Source organism: Chitinophaga sp. Ak27 (assembly GCF_012726295.1).
Taxonomy (GTDB): Bacteria; Bacteroidota; Bacteroidia; order Chitinophagales; family Chitinophagaceae; genus Chitinophaga.
Window position 1 is genome coordinate 1,011,714 of record NZ_JABAOB010000001.1, and the last position, 15,611, is coordinate 1,027,324.

Here is a 15,611-nt window from a genome sequence, read left to right on the forward strand (position 1 = left end):
TTAGTTTCCGTATAATAATCAGTAGCCTGGATTTTGTTTGATCAGGCCCTGGGTGATATCTATTTCATGCTGGGGAACGGGAAAAGCATAGCGGTTGACCGGTAATTGCGGGTTAGGCGCCATGTCGTTGCGGATAGCATCGAAGCGGGCAAATCCTTCGAAGGCCAGTTCCCATCTGCGTTCCTGCAGTATGCGGGTAATCAGTGCAGCAGGTGTTGCAAAATCAACTGCTGTATATACATGTGGTACGCCAGTTTTCGTATAGGCGCGGGCGTATACCTGGTTGAGCAGGCTGATGGAAGTGCTGTTAACCCCCTGCGTGTGTGCCAGCGCTTCTGCTGCGGTAAGCATTACTTCCGGCAAGCGGATCATTGGCACATTATCCCGTGTATTCGTATCCGTGAACTTGCGGATGATATTTTTATAGGACAACATCAGGCTGTCTTTCCTTTCATCGCCGGCGCCGTAACTGGCCAGAAAATCGGGCAGTACCGGGTAGTAGCCGGCTGCATAGTAAATGCCATTGTTGTCGTTGAATTTGGATGACTTGTTATAACTTTCCGGGAACGCAAACAGCAATTCGCTGCTGAGCGGGTAACTACCAGTGCTTTGTTTATTATGATCCGGCCACAGCGTCCAAAAATTGAGCTGCAGCTGGTAATAATTACCGGCCATAGCAGCCTGTGCGTAAGCGGCGGCTTTGTCGTATTGACGGGCATACAGGCAGGTTCTGGCGGCGAGAGCATTGGCGGCGCCTTTGGTAGCGCGACTGGCCTGGTTTAACGCATCGCCACGGTTAGCCGGCAAATCGGCGATCGCTTCATCCAGGTCTTTCAATATCTGTGTATATACCTCCTTGTTAGTAGCACGGGGAATATTCTGTGAACCATCATAGCCATCGAAGGCGCCCAGGCGCAACGGCACGCCCATATTATCCGGTTTGTTCTGCAAAGCGCCATTACCATATAACTGTAGCAATGTCAGGTAGCAGAACGCGCGGATAAATTTGGCTTCTGCTATATACACCGCCTGCTTAGATTTATCGAATTGCGCCCATCTTGGCAACTGTGCAATGATCACGTTGGCCTGGTTAATGGCCAGGTAAGGAGCAGACCACAAGGAAGCGTAGCTCTCACTCTTCGGGTCTATTGTCCCTTTCACAATATCCTGGTCATAGCCGCTGACAATGCCTGCGGTTACATCTCCCAATATATAGTTATTACCGGCACAGGCATTCATCATGCGGATGTAGGTATCTGCGAGGTAGTTAACGGTGGTAGGTTCATTCTTCAGTAACTCGGCCTCCACCATGGTATTTTCCGGCTTCAGGTCTAACTGCTTGTTGCAGGCACAAAGTGCCAGCAACAAGGTAAACAAGCTTATATGGTATCTGTATTTTTTCATTTCCGGCTCAGTTTAAAAATTAGAAAGATGCTTTAAGGCCAATTCTCCAGGTACGTGGTGCTGGCATGGTCAGCTCATCGTAACCCATACTCAGTGCAGAAGATCCGTAGGCGCTTACTTCCGGATCGAGGCCTGAGTATTTGGTGAGAATAAACACATTATTGGCTTCAGCATATACTTTCAGCGCGCTGAATACTCTTGCAGGCTTCAACATTTTACTGTTAAAGTTATATCCCAGCACTAGGCTGCGTAACTTCAGGAAGGAAGCGTCTTCCAGGAAACGGGAGTTCTTCCGGTCGAGCGTGTAGTCGTAAGAGGTACCGAAACCAGCTTGTGAGAAATTAGATTTATTGAACAATGCAGGGACGTCCGTTTGCTGCCCTGGTGTTTTCCAGTAATTCAGGAGGTCGGTAGAAAGATTATATACGTTGTTGGCAAAGTAAGAGCTGCCCAGGTAGCTGTACATGCCTGCTTTTGCACCGTTATACATCTTGTTGCCTGCGGCAAAAGAGAAGAAGCAATTCAGCTCAAACCCTTTATAGGTAAAGTTATTGCCAAAACCTCCAAACACCGCAGGCATAGCATCGCCCATATATTTACGTTGGGTATAGGGAGCGCTGGAATATTGCACCTGGATAGGTGATTCAGAGATTTTACCGCTATTATCGCTCCAGCGTGGCTGCCCGTTGTCGGGGTTTATGCCTGCCCAATCATACAGGTAAAATGCGGTAGCAGAGTGCCCTACGCGCCAGAAGCGGCCACCAGAGGTTTCATTTTGCTGGGCCAGTTGTTCTTCATTGATCTGGTGCAACCGGGTAACGATGTTACGGTTAGCAGAAATATTGAAGGTGGTGGTCCAGGTAAAGGCCTTGTGGTTGATATTCTGGGTGGTGACGCTAAACTCCAGCCCTTTGTTGCTGAGATCCGCACGGTTCTGCTGTTGCAGGCTGAAGCCCATAAAATAAGGCAGCGCCGATTGCAGGATAGCATTGGACGTTTGGCGACGATAGTAATCTAATGTAGCATTGATGCGACCGTTCAGCAGACTGATATCAGCCCCTATGTTCCAGGTGGTGGTACGTTCCCATTGCAGGTTTGGGTTGGCGGGTTGCTTGTTGGCGATCGTAGGCGTATTACCGTAGGTGGCGCCGTACACGTCTATGATATACTGTCCCTGGTTGCCGTAGTAGCCATTGCCTCCGTCGTTGCCAGTAAATCCCACGCTGGCACGCACTTTCAGCTGATCAATTCCTTTTACGCCTTTCAGGAAGCTTTCCTCGCTGGGCACCCATCCCACTGCAAAGGAAGGAAATCCTACATAGCGGTGATTGGCGGAAAAGCGGGAAGAACCATCCATGCGGTAAGTAACGCCGGCCAGGTAACGGTGCTTAAATTCATAGTTCAGGCGCCCCAGGTACGACACCTGTGCCCACTGCTGTTGCAGGGAGTTCAGCACCCTTTTATTGGTAGCGGTAATGATACTCAGCATGTCGTCATTGAGGAACTGGGTGCCATACACAGTGTTGATATTTTCTACTGACTTTTCGTAGCTCTGTCCCACCATGGCGCTGATGGCATGTCCATCGCCGATCATTTTGTTGAAGTCGAGGCGGTTGTTGATCACCCATTTGCGGAGTTGCTGTTGCGATTCATTTGCGCTGCCCCCCACGGTTTTAGGGCGATCGATGATACGGTCGTAAGAGCGGGAATTAATCCAGTCTACCCCCATATCGGAATGCGCAGTCAAACCTGGAAGTACCTTCAGGTCGGCAAATACGTTACCCAGGACTCGGCTGTCGGTGCTATAGTTTTGGCCGGAACGGGCATCCCCTACTGGGTTTGACACATCTTCCGGACCGGTGGGATTATTACCATACAGCCAGTTATATTTACCGGTACTATCGTATATCCCGATATTAGGCGCTTTTTGTACGGCCTCGCGGTAAACGTTTTGTGCATTCAGCGAGTTATTGGTAGCCTGGTTCAGGGCCATAGTCACACCTACTTTGAGCGATTTAAACACCTGGTTATCGAAGTTTACGCGCGCCTGGTAGCGGGTGAAATCGTTGTTTACAATATAAGACTGCTCTTTATTGTAGCCCAGGCTCACATAGTAGTTGGATTTATCGGTGCCACCGCTCATAGATACCTGGGCATCGGTGCCAATGGCATTACGTACCACTTCATCGAGCCAGTTGGTGTTTACGCCTTGTGGGAATTTATAATTGAGCGGCCGGTAAAAACCGGATTGGGCTTTACCGATAGAGTCTTTCACGCGGAAAAGTTCATTATAAAAACCAGCGTACTGATCGCCTGTCATCAGTGAAGGCAATTTACGGGGCTTACTCACAGACACGCTCAACTGTGCATCTACCCTCATTTTGCCTCGGGCACCTTTCCTGGTGGTGATCAGGATAACGCCGGCAGATCCACGGGAGCCGTAGATAGCGGTAGAATACGCATCTTTCAGCACCTCTATGGATTCAATATCATCCGGGTTGATGGTGGACAGCGGATTTTTCTCGAAGGTGGTAGGCTGACGGTATTCGTTCTGTACCTGGTTACCGCCGAAAGAGAAGCCCTGTCCCACGCCTTGGTTATAATTGACTGTATTAAGGTTAGGATCGATACCATAAATCGGCACCCCATCTACTACGATCAACGGCGCGTTGCCATTGGCGTTGAGGGTGCTGATACCACGGATGGTGATACTGCTGGCAGCGCCGGGCACACCGCTGGAAGGGGCAATGTATACACCGGGCAGTTTACCTACCATAGCCTGGTCGAGCGTAATGGGCGTTTGACCGGGATCTTTGCTGGGGACATAGCTGGCCACAGATCCCAGCAGACTGCGTCTTTCCTGCACACCGTAACCGATTACCACAGCTTCTGTTAAGCGGGCAGGTGTAGTGGACATAAATACTTGCTGCATAGCTACAGCTCCGGAAATTACTTTCACGGCAGGCACCGTTTGGGCGGCAAATCCAATGCTGGTAAGAGCTATCTGGTAAGTACCAGCGGGTACGGTGATTTCAAAGCTGCCATCTGCATTGGTGACGGCATAATATTTTGTACCGGTTAATTTTACGGTTACGCCGGGTATAGGTGTACCACCGGGACCATCGGTTACAACACCCCTGATTTTACCCGGGCCGGTTTGTGGCGGTGCTGCCATCGTAATGGCAGGCGTGGCTGCTTTTACAATGAGCAGCACCCCGTTTTTCTCCTGGTAGTGGAGTGGCGTATTGGTTAACAAAGCGTCTAATACTTTGTCCAGCCGCTCATTTACAAATTTCATTTTTTTCACCTGGTAGCGTACCAGTTCCTGGTTGTCGTACCCGAAAGAAAGGTGATAGTTGGATTCCAATTTTTTGACACAGGAAGCGAGCGATTCGTTCTCAAACTTTTCGGTCACTCTTACCTGTTGTAACAGTTGGCTATAGCCGTTGTTGGCATACAAGAGGGTGAAACCTCCCAGTATAAAGACAGTGACCATTACGCTCCATCTCATAAGACCTGGTATAAAAGTTAGCGTAAGCGATTTTTGCATATATTTGGTTGATTTTAGTGTTAACTAAATGCATATAGCAGTCATCAAGCGTGTCTGCAATTCACTGCCTGACTGTTATATAACTTTTCTAAAACCGTGTCTGCGCCAACAGACGCGGTTTTTTATTCCCTATGGGACATAGCTATCGCAGGGATGGTAGTAGTTGTGGCCATCCTTACCTATTTTGGTTGCATCCTCCTTGTATGCGCGTATTAGTTTTTGCGATGTATAGTAATCTCTTTCTCTTTTATATCATATTGTACAGGATGAATACTGTTCACCAGGTCTAATACCTGGGTGATAGTGAGTTGTTTGCTGCATCGCAGCGTGTATTCGTCGTGTTTCATTTCGGCCGGATTAAAGCGGATATGTACCCCGTATTGATTTTCCAGCGTCAGGGCCAGTTCAGCAAAGCTTACCTGGGAAAGGCTGATCATGCCATTGGCCCATTCATTGATTTGTTGGTTGTCTGCTTTTGATTTCATGTATTGTTGCGCCGACCGGCTAAACGTGAGTTGGTCGTTGGCGCTGAGTACATCCAATCCTCTCTGGTCGTGCAATACCTTTACCATCCCGGCTTTTACAGTTACCTGGGTTTCATCCAGGGTACTGTAGGCCTTTACATCAAAGGAGGTACCGAGTACCTGCACATGAATATCTTGTGTATGTACTTCAAACGGACGATGTTCATCTTGTTTTACATCAAAGAACCCTTCTCCATCCAGCTTTACCGTGCGTACGTCGCCAAACTCCTGTGCATACTCCATTTTAGCACCGGCATTGAGCCATACGTGGGTACTGTCTGGTAAAAACAGTTCCTGTTGCTGACCAGCGGCCACTGCTACCTGTATCATTTTATGACGGGGCTGCCAGCTATGCATAAACCACCAGCCTCCTGCTCCTATTACGCCTGCCACTACTGCTGCCGCTATCTGCCAGCGGTAATGCATACGCGCCACGGGTATTTCTTCCGGCTCCAGTTGCCCGTGAATTCCCTCCAGCATACCAGTTTTCAGTTGCTGTTTATGGGCTTCATCCCGGAATGTATACGCCGGCTGTCCGTCCTGGGAATGATACCAGTCTTGCAGCCATTGCAGCTCTTGCGGAGTACAGGTCCCGGTTTCAAGTCTTTGGAGAATCCCTGCTATTTTATCTTGATCATCCACGCTTTTACCCATTTGTATTGTTAAAGACACCGCTGTGAAACGGTAGTACTAAGTCAGTAAAAAAAATATTTTATTGGTAGTTGCCCAGCCGGTCTTTCAGGCGTTTCAGGGCGGAGGTGAGCTGATTTTTTACTGTTTGCTGGGAGATACCCAACCGCGTGGCTGTTTCTTGCACCGATAGGCCTTCACGGCGACTCAGGAGGTATACTTCCTTCATTTTTTCGGGCATGTCTGCAATGGTGTTGCTGATCACCTGTTGTATTTCTGCCAGGAAAAGGTGGTCATCTGCCGAAGGCAAAATCGGATGAGGGAACGCGGAAAAAACGTCGAGGTGTTTTAAGTAATTGTTATGGTTACGGAGATGATTGAGCACACGATACTTGAGCGAAACGAAAAGGTAAGCGTCCAGTTGCTCCCGGATGACGATTGCTTTTCTTTTATGCCATAGGGCTACAAACACTTCCTGTAAACAATCTTTTGCATCTGCTTCATTCTTCAGCCTGGCATATGCTGCGATGTATAACCGTTCCCAATAACGGTGGTATAGTTCATCGAAGGCAGCTCTATCGTCCAGTAACTGCATACGTTCCAGCAGTGCGGAATCCGGCAAGTCCATCAATCACAAAAAAGGTTTAGGCATAAATATATGTAAAAGCCCTGCAAAAAAACAAGGAGTTTTTTAGCCGGAGGATTTCACTCCTACAGGTTATCTACAGAATCGCTACTGAGCTTTGTTCAAAATCCATTCATTTGTATGAAACAAATCCTCACCGCAGCATTCCTGTTATCCGTGGTTGCTGCTGCTGCACAATCGGGCCAGTATCATGTATCCAACACCTTTGCCGTAGCAGGCGATAGCAAGTGGGACTATATTGCCCTGAATCCCGTTACGCAACAGCTGTATGCTGCGCATGGCACGCGGGTAAATGTACTGGACAAAGTAAAAGGCGACAGCACCGGCGTTATTGAAAATACGGCGGGTGTTCATGGGGTGGCATTTGCCGTGAAAGCAGGGAAGGGATATACTACTAACGGCAAGGCTAATACCGCCACTGTATTTGATATCCGCAACAACCGTGTGCTGGGTGAAATTAAAACCGGTAACAAGCCCGACGCCATTCTATTTGAGCCCTTCTCCCGGAAAATTATTATCTGCAATGGAGAAAGCGACAACCTTAGTGTCATAGATCCAGCTACCGACAAGGTAGTAGCCACCGTAGCACTTGGAGGCGGTCCCGAAACGGCGGTAAGCGATGGGAAAGGGAACATTTACGTGAACCTGGAAGATAAAAACGAGATTGTAAAAGTAGATGCCCGCACCTTTACTACAGGCGCCCACTGGTCGCTGGGCAAGGGCGAAGGGCCTACCGGCCTGGCTATCAATACAGCAACAAACCGCCTTTATTCCGGCTGCGCCAATAAACTGCTCGTTGTCATGGATGCCGGCAACGGACATATTGTGCAATCAATCAATATAGGCGGAGGCTGCGACGGGGTAGCTTTTGATGCCAGTCAAAAAACTATTTTCACTTCCAATGGAGAAGGTACCTTGTCGGTGATTGCAGCTGAGGGCCCGGATAAATACCAAACGATTGCCACCGTGCCCACTCGTAAAGGCGCACGTACGCTGGCAGTAGATCCTGCTACGCATCGTGTATACCTGCCGGTAGCAGATTACCAGGATGCCACCAAAACCATTGTTCCCGGCACTTTCAGGGTGCTGGAGGTGAGTAAATAGTTCGTTCGGACTAATTGCGTTATATTTGAAGATGTGAAGATGATAACGGACCGGTCCTATAGGGCTGGTCCGTTATTCCAAATAACCACTTGTTTCGTTTGCTATAGTGCACATTTTCAATTATTAACGCGTCTTATGGACATCATCCAAAGAAATCACATCCATGTAGTTGGTAACCTCGTTGCCCCGCAAACCCTTGTGTTTGCCCATGGATTTGGCATTGATCAAACCTCTTTTCACGACGTCATTGCGCCCTTTAACCGGGATTACAAGATTGTACTGTTTGATAACGTGGGCGGCGGAAAAGCTGACCTTAAAGCTTATAGTCACCGGCGCTACGAAACCATACATGGCTACGCCACTGATGTAGCTGATATTTTACAGGCACTGGAACTGAAGAATGTTACTTTTATCGGACATTCCGTGAGTGGCATGATTGGGCTGCTTCACAGTGTATATTACCCTGGTATTATCGACAAACTGGTGTTGCTGGGTTCCAGCCCCCGTTATCTTAATGATCCGGCAAACAACTATATAGGCGGTTTTGATGATGCCGCATTGACCAGTCTCTTTGAAGCCATGGAAGCCAACTACCATGCCTGGGCTGCCGGCTTTTCCAAACTGGCTATGAGAAATGAAGACAGGCCCGAACTGGCGGCGCAATTTGCTGCCTCCCTGCAGGAGCTGCGACCAGACATCGCCATACAGGTAGCTAAAGCTATTTTCTATATGGATTACCGGGACGAGTTGCCCAAAGTAACCATCCCCACCCTGATAGTACAAACCACCAACGATATTGCTGTTCCGGGAATAGTGAGCGAATACCTGGAAGCACATATACCTAATAGCCGACGAACCAAAGTGAATACAGAAGGACATTTCCCGCATATCAGTGCACCCGGGGAAGTGATTGCTGCGATACAGTCCTTCCTGTAATTATTTCATTCTTTTAATTTCATACTGTGAGTAACTGGGAGCGTAAAGCCTTAAATTTTATTAATCAAACGGGTCGCTGGGATAAAGACAAACACATTTCTTCTTTTCTTGCATTCAGCATTTCATTGGTAAAAAGCCTTACCACGGCAGATATTGCCCTGCAACTGGAGTTTGAAGATGAAGACACCGCCAAGGTAAAATGCGCGTCGCCCGTTCATCTGAATGGAATTGTACTGAACCCTGACCCCATCAAAAAGCTGCTGTATGCACAGGGGTTTAAAACTATTTATTGGCGGGAAATCCCCCCAGCGAAAGAAAATGCGTTCTCAGGTATCCTGCAGGCATTATCCTCTGCTGTTATTATTCCGGTAAATACCACTCCCAATAACAGCCTGATGATACTGGGCTGGAGTGCGCCCCAAACTTTTACTGCTGAATTCCAGGAATGTATTGAAACTATCAGCTTACGACTGAAAGAAATCCTGTTGCAATCTGAGCAGCAACTGTACTTTCAGCGTATTGCCGCACGCTTTTCCGCTATCCTGCACACCATCCCGCATGCTATGGTATTTATCAACAACGATGGATTTTCGGGGTGGATTAACCAGGAAGGCGCTACCCTGCTGGGGCTTTCCGGTCCGGGGGAACAACTGCCGGCTATCTTGTCGGATGCCATGACGCAATTACGCAACAGCGCCACCAATAGCGAAGACATTTACAGAGAGGCCGTTCAGCTATTCTCTTCTCCCGAAAATTCAATTACCAACTGGCACTGGCAACTGGAAAATAAAACCCTGAAGGTATCCTGCTTTCCCGTAAACACCCATCAAGTTAGCGGGCGTTTATGGATATTTGAATAATCAGGACTGGCGCCAGAGAAAATAGAAAGTACTGCCTTCGCCTGGTTGAGAGTCTACCCATACTTTGCCTCCCTGTTCTTCTACCAGTAGTTTAAAAATATTTAACCCGATACCACTACCTTCTTCTTTACTATCGTTATCCAATCTTTCGAATAACCGAAATATACGGTCGGTATCACGTTTGGCCACTCCCGGGCCATTGTCTTTTACATAAAATTCGTAGTACTCTCCCTTATCAGTGCCACCAATAGTAATCCATCCTTCTTTCTTATCGTTGTATTTGATGGCGTTGGAAATAAGATTCTGAAACACCTGCTGGAGCTTCAGCTTATTGGTTTCCAATACCGGCAAGGTGCCTTCTGTTACAATATGTATATGCGCCGGGGGAAAGAGTAAATGGGATAACTGCGCTATGAGTTCATGTACATTTACCTCTTCAATTGTTTGTTCCATATCGCTCTGCCGGGTATACTCCAGCATAGAAGTGATCATTTCTGTGAGGTGATTGGTAGCACCCAATACTATTTTCATATACTCTTTCAGATCAGGGGCACTTTGGATACGTTCATCATCGTTGATCAGCGCCAGCAGTCCTATAGCGCCCGACAGTGGCGACTTCAGGTCATGCGCGACCACGTACATAAACCGCTCCAGTTGTTTGTTGATTTTTTCCTTTTCCGCTATGGCCTCTTTCAGCTCTGACTGGGAACGGTACAGCTTTTCAAACACATTGACTTTCGCCCGGGTCACGTTGATATCGAGTGGCTTCGACAGGTAATCTATGGCGCCTTCCTGGAAACCACGCATTACAAATTGCTCATCTTTATTAATAGCGGTAACAAAGATGATAGAAATATCTTTTGTTTTAGGATTTGTTTGCAACAGGCGGGCTACTTCGTAACCGTCCATATCCGGCATTTGTACATCCAGCATCACCAACCCGATATCATTGCGCCGTAATACCGTCTTTAAGGCCTCATTACCGGAATTGGCTTTGATGATTTCCCGGTTCTCCCCTTCCAGCATATGTTCCAGCGACACCAGGTTTTCCGGTTTATCATCTACCAACAGGATAGTAAGTGTTTTCGGTTTGAGCTGCTTCATTTGTCAACTTTTATTTTCTGTGCTTATGTTACTTATAAAGTGGATGATCTCTTCTACAGACATAGCTTGTACGCCGGGATTGGCATCGATGGCTGCCTGCGGCATAACGTCGAATTCTGCGGTAGCCGGGTCCTGTACAATACCTGTACCACCAGCTGCAATGATGCGTGACAATCCGGCTGCCCCGTCATTGTTGGCGCCGCTCAGCAAAATGCCCGCTACCTGAGCGCCAAAAACGGCAGCGGCACCCGCAAAGCTCAGGTCTATGGCGGGGCGGCTAAAATTCACCAACTCCGAATAATCCAGCGAAAAGGTGGCATCTTCTTCTATCAACAGGTGATAGTTCTGCGGCGCCAGGTAAATCTTTCCCGGCAGTAATGGCTCTTTATCTTCCGGCTCCCTGATCACCTGCTGTACCGACAGTAATTTATCCAATTCACTGACTACATTCTTTAACCTATGCATAATAATGACTACCGGTATTGGAAAAGGAGAGGGAAAATGGTTCAGCAACGTCACCAATACGGCCATACTACCGGCAGAACCACCGATAAGCAGGATACGGTATTTAGGGGGAAGCGTCAAAGGCTATGTTTTACGTCTGAATATTTTATTAGCCGCATTTACCGGCTCAAATTTTACTCTTTCTTCATTATACAATAACGACTCTTTTAGACCTAACGCCAGATAGCCCAGCGAAGTTAAGCTTTCATAGAATAACTTTACCACCCGTTCCTGCAGTGTCTTGTTAAAGTATATAAAAACGTTCCGGCAACAGATCAGCTGAAATTCGTTGAACACCTGGTCGGTAACCAGGTTGTGCTGGAAGAAAATAATATTACGTTTTAATTCCGGCTGAATAATCACATGATCCCCGTGAGCGGTATAATAACCGGAAAAATCATGGATCCCGCCCGATTGTATATAGTTATAAGTATAGTCTTTCATTTCCTTCAGCGTAACCCTGCCTTCCTCCGCCTTTTTCAGGTTGGCGGCATTCATATCGGTAGCGTAAATGCGGCAGCGGTCCATTAGCCCGGCTTCTTCCAGCAGGATGGCCATAGAGTATACTTCCTCCCCGGAGGCACAGCCAGCATGCCATATTTTGATATTAGGGTAAGATGCCAGTCGCGGTAACACTTGTTCCCGGAGCGCTTTATAGAACGATGGATCGCGAAACATCTCTGTTACATTCACCGTAATATACTGAACCATTTCCTGGAAGAAGTGCGTTTCGTTGAGCAGCCGGTGTTTCAGTTCGAAGATGCTGTCGATATGCTTATATGCCATAAAGCGGACAAACCGGCGTTTCAACGATGCTACCGCATAGTCGGTAAAATCATAGCCATACCGCTGTTGAATAATCTTCACCAGTTCAGTAAAATCGCTATTGCTGATACCTTCTATCATAATAGCTTTAAGATAACCAGACTTTTAACAACGACAATAATTTAATATTATCTACGGGTTTGGCGATATAATCGGAGGCGCCTGCTTCCATACATTTTACCCGGTCTTCCGCCATTGCTTTGGCGGTGAGAGCAATCACCGGCAGTTGCTGAAACCTTGGGTCGGCGCGGATCAGTCGCATAGCTTCGTAACCATCCATTTCCGGCATCATAATATCAATCAGTACCAGGTCGAGCTGCGGATGTTCCTGCAGGGTTTGTACTGCTTCCTTACCATCTGCCGCTGTGAGCACTTCGATTCCCTGGTCTTCCAGCAGGGCGCTGATAGAAAATACGTTGCGCATGTCATCGTCTGCCAGCAGCACTTTTTTTCCTGACAGGGTCGTAGCGGTACCGGGCATTTCCTGGGGTGCTACTTTTTCTTTTTTCTCCAGTTTATACAGGAAGAGTTCCAGTTCATCCATTAACCGGTCGGTGGCGAGGGCGGAATTGCGTACAATAGCGGCCGCGTATTTCTTCAGCTGCTGTTCCTCGCTGCTGGTAATATCCTGGTCGAGATACACGATCAACGGGGTATCACCGGTTTCGGGCATACTGGTCAGTGTCTCTAACTGCTCCATCACTTTGTCCAGCTCCAGTTCCGCGCCTATTTCCATAATAACGGCATCATATTTCTTTTGTGCCAGCAGTTGCCTGGCTTCGGGCACACCGGCGGCCACATCATATTGGGTTTCCAGGTGGCGTTCTTCACTTTTGGCTTTGATGGCGGTATCTGCACTACGCGGGCCGGCCGACAGAAGTAATACTTTCTTTAGCCCTGCCTGTATGCGGGCGTTGATATTGGTAAATACGGCTTCCAGGTCGGGTAGTTGTAGTGGCTTCCTCGTATAACCATGTACGTTATCTTCGCCAATACCTGCATTGTCGGCCGCGGTGACAACATGTACCAGTATTTTGCTCAGGTCTTCATTACTCTTCAGGATTTTCAGGATGCTCTTACCATCAATAACGGGCAGGTTCATATCGAGGATAATAGCCGCCGGCAAGTATTTGCGGGCATAGGCTAATCCATCCTGGCCATTGTGGGCCACAATCGTTTTAAATCCTTTATTACGGGCAAAGTCGCGCAGGATATCGGCGAAATGAATATCATCTTCTATAATGAGAATCAGTTTGTCCTGCTTGCTGATATTATGCCGGTCGTCGCTGATAGCGGGGGGTGGCAGCGGTGATGGTGACGGTATATATTCCAGGGTATCATCCGTAGTAACGATGGCATTGGCATTGGCATCGGGATGGACCGGGATGATAATACTGAAAGTACTGCCTGCTGGCGTACTGTTGTCGAGCACCAACGATCCTTTGAGCAGCTGCATCAGTTCGCGGCTGATGCTGAGTCCCAGCCCGGTACCGCCAAATTTGCGGTTGGTACTGCCATCGCCCTGGTGGAAAGCATTAAATATCAGGGTCTGCTTGTCGGCTGGGATGCCCGCCCCGGTGTCGCTAACACTGATACCAAGGGTATCCGGGTTGACCATATACCAGGAAAGCGTGATGACGCCGGCAGCGGGCGTAAACTTAAATGCATTGGATAAAAGGTTGCGGATCACCTGTTCCAGCCGGAGTTTATCTGTAAACAGGGTGATAGGCACGTCAGGCGCGATGGTTTTAATGAATTGTATTTTCTTCTCCTGGGATACAACGTCAAAGAGATCAGAAAGGTCATCCATAATTTCGCTCACCGGTATGGCTTCAAAGTTCATTTCTACCTTACCTGCTTCTATTTTGGAGAGATCCAGTACATCATTGATCAGGTGGAGCAGGTCCGAGCCGGACTTGTGGATGATGCCGGCATATTCCATTTGTTTCGTGGTGAGATTTTTGTCCTTGTTCTCCTGGAGCATTTTGGCAAGAATGAGTACACTATTGAGCGGGGTACGCAGTTCATGCGACATATTGGCCAGGAATTCAGATTTATACCGGCTGCTGGCTTCCAGCTCCGCTGCCTTTTGGGATAAGTCATTCCGGGCAAGTTCCAGCGCGTAATTTTTTACGGTAATCTCTGTATTTACCTGTCGCAGCTCTTCTTCCTGGACCCTTAGTTCTTCTTCGGAAGCCTGTAATATTTCCGACTGGCGGCTCAGTTCTTCGTTGGACTGCCGGAGTTCTTCCTGTTGACTGATGAGTATTTCTTTTTGTTCCTGTACCTGGCGGAGGAGCTGCATAACCTTTTCGCGGGCATTGGCGGCATTCACAGCTACGGCGATGTCTTTTTTTAGTATTTCCAGCAGGCCTACCTGGAGTGGGGTTACCGGCTTAAAGGAAGCCAACTCGATCACTCCCAGCAGTTCGCTATCTACCCAGAGTGGTATCAATACCAGTTCCCCGGCTACGCCGTTGCCACTGGCAGATGCCAGTTGCCAGTAACTGGGCGGCACTCCGCGGATCACCCGCAGGTTGGGGTCGCTGGCAGCGGTACCCACGAAGCCATCATTAATAGCCACTACGGCGGGAACGGCCGCTGGCATATTAACAGTGGCTTCTAAACGCAGATGGTTGGCCTCCCCGTTAAAGTGGTAAAAAGCGCCGGCGGCAAATTCGCCGAAAGTGGTTAAGGTTTGCAGGGCATTATGTACCAGTTCTTCCCGGCTGTTCGCTCCCTGAAGGCTATCATTCATTTTATTCACGCCGGTGAGCATCCAGTTGCGCTCATTGGCGGCCTCGTTGAGGTCTACTACTTCTGTCAGCTTAAGATTGAGCGCTTTCTGCGCGCGGATCCTTCGTTTAAATTCCAGGTAAGTTACCCGCATCAGGATAGAGCCTACTAACAGGATAAACGCATTATTGATCATCAACGCTCTTATCGCTTTAGATAAAGACTCGTTTTTATAATTTTCCCGAAGGTCCAGCAGGCGGCGTTCTTCTGTGTTGACCAGCGCTATTTTAGCCCGTACCCGGTCCATCAGCAGGGCTTCTGTTTCGGTGATGGCTTTGTTTTGTTCGAAGCGTTGGCTATTCAGGCTATGGTCCAGTTCATTCCAATAACTCAACAGGTTATTGACTTCATCTTCCAGGGAATCCACGTTTTTGTATTGTACAGGATTATCTGATACCAGGGCATGCAGGTCGTTGAGTGCCGGCGCCACTTTAGGCAATGCCAGTTCATAGGGCTTCAGGAATTTATGGTCGAAAGTACTTCTAAACCCTCTCCTGGCGGCTTCCATATCAAAAAGGAGCCGCTGTACCCGCTCGGAATTGTTGAGTACGTGGTAGGTGTGTTGTACCCAGCCGGCTTCCTCCATTTGAGAATCAAATGTACGCCAGGTTAATAAGCCACTCAGCAATACCAGCAATACCACTAATGCGAAGCCGAGGTACAACCTGTTGGCCAGTGAAATTTTGATTGGTGCCACAATGAAAAAAGGAATTCGTTAATGTCTGATA

General features: G+C 48.2%; 11 protein-coding genes. 3 read left to right on the forward strand and 8 right to left on the reverse strand.

Translation table 11 applies throughout. From position 1 onward, the window contains the following. Positions 1 to 18 precede the first annotated feature (18 nt). The 4 genes from HGH90_RS03995 to HGH90_RS04010 all read right to left on the reverse strand — a co-directional run bounded on the left by HGH90_RS03995 (position 19) and on the right by HGH90_RS04010 (position 6,736). Positions 19 to 1,404 (reverse strand): RagB/SusD family nutrient uptake outer membrane protein, encoded by a 1,386-nt coding sequence (locus HGH90_RS03995; protein WP_169190444.1) that lies wholly within the window; start codon positions 1,402 to 1,404, stop codon positions 19 to 21. A gap of 19 nt (positions 1,405 to 1,423) precedes the next feature. Continuing rightward, positions 1,424 to 4,915 carry a SusC/RagA family TonB-linked outer membrane protein gene (locus HGH90_RS04000; RefSeq protein WP_169190445.1) on the reverse strand — a complete coding sequence of 1,164 codons (3,492 nt, stop codon included), beginning with the start codon at positions 4,913 to 4,915 and terminating at the stop codon, positions 1,424 to 1,426. 251 nt (positions 4,916 to 5,166) lie between these two features. Next, complete coding sequence (locus tag HGH90_RS04005) at positions 5,167 to 6,120, reverse strand: FecR family protein (RefSeq protein WP_168763702.1); 954 nt, start codon at positions 6,118 to 6,120, stop codon at positions 5,167 to 5,169. 70 nt (positions 6,121 to 6,190) lie between these two features. Beyond that, positions 6,191 to 6,736: an RNA polymerase sigma factor gene (locus HGH90_RS04010; RefSeq protein ID WP_168763703.1), complete on the reverse strand. Its 546-nt coding sequence runs from the start codon at positions 6,734 to 6,736 to the stop codon at positions 6,191 to 6,193. Positions 6,737 to 6,874: 138 nt separating this feature from the next. On the opposite strand from HGH90_RS04010, the gene HGH90_RS04015 reads away from it, so the two are divergent. The 3 genes from HGH90_RS04015 to HGH90_RS04025 all read left to right on the forward strand — a co-directional run bounded on the left by HGH90_RS04015 (position 6,875) and on the right by HGH90_RS04025 (position 9,654). Then, the gene (locus HGH90_RS04015; RefSeq protein WP_168763704.1) at positions 6,875 to 7,858 is read left to right on the forward strand and encodes a YncE family protein; all 984 of its coding nucleotides are present in this window, start codon (positions 6,875 to 6,877) and stop codon (positions 7,856 to 7,858) included. A gap of 135 nt (positions 7,859 to 7,993) precedes the next feature. Further along, positions 7,994 to 8,794 (forward strand): alpha/beta fold hydrolase, encoded by an 801-nt coding sequence (locus HGH90_RS04020; protein WP_168763705.1) that lies wholly within the window; start codon positions 7,994 to 7,996, stop codon positions 8,792 to 8,794. Positions 8,795 to 8,820: 26 nt separating this feature from the next. Further along, positions 8,821 to 9,654 carry a hypothetical protein gene (locus HGH90_RS04025; RefSeq protein ID WP_168763706.1) on the forward strand — a complete coding sequence of 278 codons (834 nt, stop codon included), beginning with the start codon at positions 8,821 to 8,823 and terminating at the stop codon, positions 9,652 to 9,654. On the opposite strand, the gene HGH90_RS04030 is transcribed toward HGH90_RS04025, so the two are convergent. The 4 genes from HGH90_RS04030 to HGH90_RS04045 are packed head-to-tail and all read right to left on the reverse strand — an operon-like array spanning position 9,655 to position 15,580. Further along, entirely contained in the window at positions 9,655 to 10,758 is a 1,104-nt protein-coding gene (locus HGH90_RS04030; protein ID WP_168763707.1) for a sensor histidine kinase, read from the reverse strand. 3 nt (positions 10,759 to 10,761) lie between these two features. Then, positions 10,762 to 11,343 carry a chemotaxis protein CheB gene (locus HGH90_RS04035; protein ID WP_247679855.1) on the reverse strand — a complete coding sequence of 194 codons (582 nt, stop codon included), beginning with the start codon at positions 11,341 to 11,343 and terminating at the stop codon, positions 10,762 to 10,764. A gap of 3 nt (positions 11,344 to 11,346) precedes the next feature. After that, positions 11,347 to 12,168, reverse strand: coding sequence for a CheR family methyltransferase (locus tag HGH90_RS04040; RefSeq protein WP_169190446.1), 822 nt, complete (start codon positions 12,166 to 12,168; stop codon positions 11,347 to 11,349). Between the two features lie 7 nt (positions 12,169 to 12,175). Then, positions 12,176 to 15,580: a response regulator gene (locus HGH90_RS04045; protein WP_211172577.1), complete on the reverse strand. Its 3,405-nt coding sequence runs from the start codon at positions 15,578 to 15,580 to the stop codon at positions 12,176 to 12,178. Positions 15,581 to 15,611: the final 31 nt, after the last annotated feature.

Excerpts from the sequence above, each read along its gene's own strand:
- HGH90_RS03995 (WP_169190444.1), bottom strand. The coding sequence starts at position 1,404 with ATGAAAAAATACAGATACCATATAAGCTTGTTTACCTTGTTGCTGGCA.
- HGH90_RS04000 (WP_169190445.1), bottom strand. The coding sequence starts at position 4,915 with ATGAGATGGAGCGTAATGGTCACTGTCTTTATACTGGGAGGTTTCACC.
- HGH90_RS04010 (WP_168763703.1), bottom strand. The coding sequence starts at position 6,736 with ATGGACTTGCCGGATTCCGCACTGCTGGAACGTATGCAGTTACTGGAC.
- HGH90_RS04015 (WP_168763704.1), top strand. The coding sequence starts at position 6,875 with ATGAAACAAATCCTCACCGCAGCATTCCTGTTATCCGTGGTTGCTGCT.
- HGH90_RS04020 (WP_168763705.1), top strand. The coding sequence starts at position 7,994 with ATGGACATCATCCAAAGAAATCACATCCATGTAGTTGGTAACCTCGTT.
- HGH90_RS04030 (WP_168763707.1), bottom strand. The coding sequence starts at position 10,758 with ATGAAGCAGCTCAAACCGAAAACACTTACTATCCTGTTGGTAGATGAT.
- HGH90_RS04040 (WP_169190446.1), bottom strand. The coding sequence starts at position 12,168 with ATGATAGAAGGTATCAGCAATAGCGATTTTACTGAACTGGTGAAGATT.